The organism is Aliivibrio sp. A6, assembly GCF_028765505.1.
Lineage (GTDB): Bacteria > Pseudomonadota > Gammaproteobacteria > Enterobacterales > Vibrionaceae > Aliivibrio > Aliivibrio finisterrensis_A.
The window spans coordinates 1-3,657 of record NZ_JARACR010000064.1; the positions used below are offsets into that span (position 1 = coordinate 1).

General features: G+C 36.0%; 3 protein-coding genes. All 3 read left to right on the plus strand.

Going from position 1 to position 3,657, the window contains the following annotated elements; all coding sequences use genetic code 11:
- A partial coding sequence (locus PVK70_RS18445) for an ECs_2282 family putative zinc-binding protein (protein WP_274441703.1) occupies positions 1-300 on the plus strand: 300 nt, incomplete at its 5' end.
- Between the two features lie 14 nt (positions 301-314).
- Positions 315-776 carry a hypothetical protein gene (locus PVK70_RS18450; protein WP_130049440.1) on the plus strand — a complete coding sequence of 154 codons (462 nt, stop codon included), beginning with the start codon at positions 315-317 and terminating at the stop codon, positions 774-776.
- Between the two features lie 254 nt (positions 777-1,030).
- A complete protein-coding gene (locus PVK70_RS18455; protein WP_130049439.1) occupies positions 1,031-2,815 on the plus strand; it encodes an S-type pyocin domain-containing protein in 1,785 nt (594 codons plus the stop codon).
- Positions 2,816-3,657 lie beyond the last annotated feature (842 nt).

Consider the following 3,657-nt stretch of genomic DNA (forward strand, 5'->3'; position numbering starts at 1 on the left):
GGCGTTATGTGCTTAGGAGGAAATATGAAATTAAATAATCTTGACCGAGAAATCAGGCTGTTATGTCCAACTTGTGGGTGTACAGATTTTTCTCACGAAGAACACAATGAAAATGATTTAGTTACTTGTGCTCAATGCGAGCGCAAAATGTCTAAAGGTGATTTAATCAATGAAAACTCAGAAGTGATTAATGAAGCTAAACATGAAATCGCTAGTGAAGCAAAAAAACAAATTGAAGCTGAAATGAAGAAAATGCTAAAAAATGCATTTAAAGGCAGCAAGAATATTAAAATTAGATAAGAGGTCTAAATTATATGGATTTTGGTGATGGTATTGCTCTTGTAGCTTTGGGGTTATCTGGTTATGCCACTTGGAGAACTATTCAGTTCAATAAAAGACAGGATTCACTTGTTGAAATCCAAAATAATTTAAATAAGCTATTGTTGGCTAAAGAAACAGAAGAAGTACTAGAAGACCTAAAAGCTGATTTAGGGGCATCTATCATCAAAATTGGAAATGGTAAATATCGACTCAGGATTTGGAATAAAGGCAATGCAGATGCAAGAAATGTCAAAGTTGATTTTCCTAATGATAATCACATAGTTGATGAATCTGAATTACTAAGCAAATTTCCATACGAATGCTTGGAAAAGCATGGTTCTATAGAGTTAATTGCATTCATTCACAGTCAAACACCAAAAAAGCAAACATTACTTTTACGTTGGTCTGATGGACATCGAAATAGTAATGAAAAGCTAGTTTATCCAACGTGGTAAGACGCACATAACAAATGCATCAACACGATTTGCTACACTCGGCGTTGTCAGTTTGCCTTTAGTTTCAGTGATGTAAGGCGTTAAAATTCAACTAAGTCTGTATCGTAGCAAACGTGTTATGCAGGCGTTATATGCTTCTTTGTAAACTTGACTGTCCTTCCATTTTAGGTGTTTTAACTATCAATTCAGTGAGATAGTCGCCTTATTGTAATGATAGAATCAACGTCAGTTTTTTATTATAGGTAAGCACTGCGATGACAACGAAAAATAGTATATTCCCACCTAACTCTATGGCGCATGACTCTCCAAATAGAACGCAACCGTTAGGTATAGAAGATGCTCGTTATCAAGAGGCTACCAAAGACAGTTTCTTTCCTAAGTGGTCGATAGCCTATGACGCAGAAGCAAGAAGCGGTAAAGGTGTTACTCCTGCAATCACAGATGCGGCGGTTACTCGTCAAAATTCGATAGCGGCAGAAACTGAAGCAGTCAAAACTCAAACTGCGAATGCAAATTCATTAGCATCTAACGATGCTATTTCCAATGTAATGAAAACGGTATCTGAGTTATTTAGCTCAGGCTCTAATAAATGCTTCGCCTCAAGTATTATTCCTAATGCTGATAAAACTCAATCCATTCCATTAAGAGAATATGGTCAAGTTGCGGTGTTAACATCAGGCAAAAGCACTGACTTTAAGAAACGCTTTTCTAAAATGGAACCAGAGCAAGAGTTAAAACTCTTGTCTGGTACTAGCTTAGTGGATATGACGTTAAGCGATTTAGGTGCTTGGCGAATAACTCACAATAATGAAGAGGTTCTTCCTGCGTGGTGTTTATTATTCTGTGCATCAGGCATGAAAGCCGAGCATTTGATTAACCGTGAAGAATTTAACCAATTATCGGATGTAAATACAGAGCTTAAATTACGACTTCAAAATGATGAAAGTGGTAAAGAAGATTTAATCGCTTTTCACCGTGACGGTGAAAAGCTTCCTGTTATTCAAGCTGAGCCAAATCCAGAGAGTGGAAGTAAGGCTTTTAAAGCAACGCTCCCAAGTGGTGTTGTCATTGAGTGGAATGGTGTAAGTAAACAAGGCCCATTATTCCATAATGGGACAGAGCGTAGATTTGGAAGTCTTCGACAAGAAAAAGTGCTTCCAAATGACGGAAAAACTCAAGATATTGATGGTGTTTCGGATGATGCTGTTGAAGAGGTTATTATTGCTTTTCCAAAGCAAAAATTCCTTGAGCCTTTGTATTTAGTTCTTCCTAAATTCAAAGAAGAATCAAAAATCACAATCAACCCTAAAAATATGTACTGGCCTCCGTATAACCCGTTAGCAAAAGAAGGGGAGAAAGAGCTGAATGTTGAGTATGTTGAACCAATTAATAGTTTTGGGTTAATGTCTCCAGAGGAAGGGTATGAATTTCTACAAAATGTGTATGACGACATGGGTGGTAAAGATGCTGTTGGTGAATTTAAAAATTATTATGGTTTAGGTAATGGTGTTTATGATTCGTATAAAGTTGCATCAGGACTTGGTGGTTTAGGTGTCGTAGCGTATACAAAAAATATTAATGGTAAGGATTGGATTATCATTAAGAACTTTCGACGCTACGAACAAACTTTAATGAAAGGGAATAAATGGGGTGCAAATAACCCTAGAGTGATAAAAGCAGGTTTAGGTTTAAATGATTTAAAAGGATCTGCTAGATTTGTCCGTTTTAATGTTGGGATAGAGATTGCAGTTTCAGTTGGTATTAATACTGCTGATTTTATATTGAGAGATGAAGCTACATTAGCTGAGTTTGTTGGTAATTCAGTTGGTGATATTGTTAAAGGAATGACTACTTTAGCTAGTGCTGCTTTAATTACTGCTGCTATTGTTCCTGCGACGGCGAGCTTACTTGTGGTAGGTTCTGTATTTACAGTGAGTTCCTTTATTATTGGTAAACAACTAGATAAAGTTGATGAAGATAGTGGTTACTCTAAAGACTTTACGAAAGCAGTTCAGGAGCTTTTTAATGATAATTTTTAGATTTATCATAAGTATATTGGGTTTTATATACGTATCATCTATGGCTAGTGAGTACATTGCTGTAGTACAAATGAAATCTTCAAAATATGTTGTAGTTGATGGGGTGGTAAATATTTGGGCGGTTTATTCAGGTGTTTTTATTTTAGCTTACTTGATCTTTTATTATTTTAACTCGTTTAAGAATAAAGAACCTTCATCTAAACAGTTAAATTATGCTGTTTTAGTTTCAGTCTTGTTAATAGGGCCATTATTTACTTTAGCTACATATAAGATGATTAATTCTAATTTAGATAATTACGTAAAATGTGATTCTTTAAATCACTGGTCAAGCCGATATTCAAGTAGCACATATGCGATCTCTAATGACATTTGTTTGAACTTAGTTTCGGATAAAAATAAATAATAGTGAGACGCATATAACAAATGCATCAACACGATTTACTACACTCGGCATCTCAGGTTGTCGGGTGTTTCTCGTTTTAGGGCGTTAATTTTAAGTATGATTGCATAGTAGTAAACGTGTTATGCAGGCGTTGTGCGTACTGAGTCCGAAATTTTTTGCACGGTTCATCAAAAGGATCGCGGCTTTCGTAGTTTCGGCTTAGTAAACGTAAATTTCTTCTTTGTTGCCTTTTGGTTTTCATTTCATTAGGTTCGGCAAATTAGCTCTTATTTCCCTAAGTTCAGGCGTTTCAGAAGCTAATTCACGCTTCAATTGTTCTTTGGTTATGCCTCATTTGAGTTTGCATCAGTGTTTTCCTCGCAGCATTTCCAATCCCAATTGTGGCAAGGATATTTGGTTTATCAGTTCCAAACTTGCTGAAACCAAGTCGTTCAAATGG

What these genes read in the sequence shown, in the direction of transcription:
- PVK70_RS18450 (WP_130049440.1), top strand. Translation starts at nt 315, where the DNA reads ATGGATTTTGGTGATGGTATTGCTCTTGTAGCTTTGGGGTTATCTGGT.
- PVK70_RS18455 (WP_130049439.1), top strand. Translation starts at nt 1,031, where the DNA reads ATGACAACGAAAAATAGTATATTCCCACCTAACTCTATGGCGCATGAC.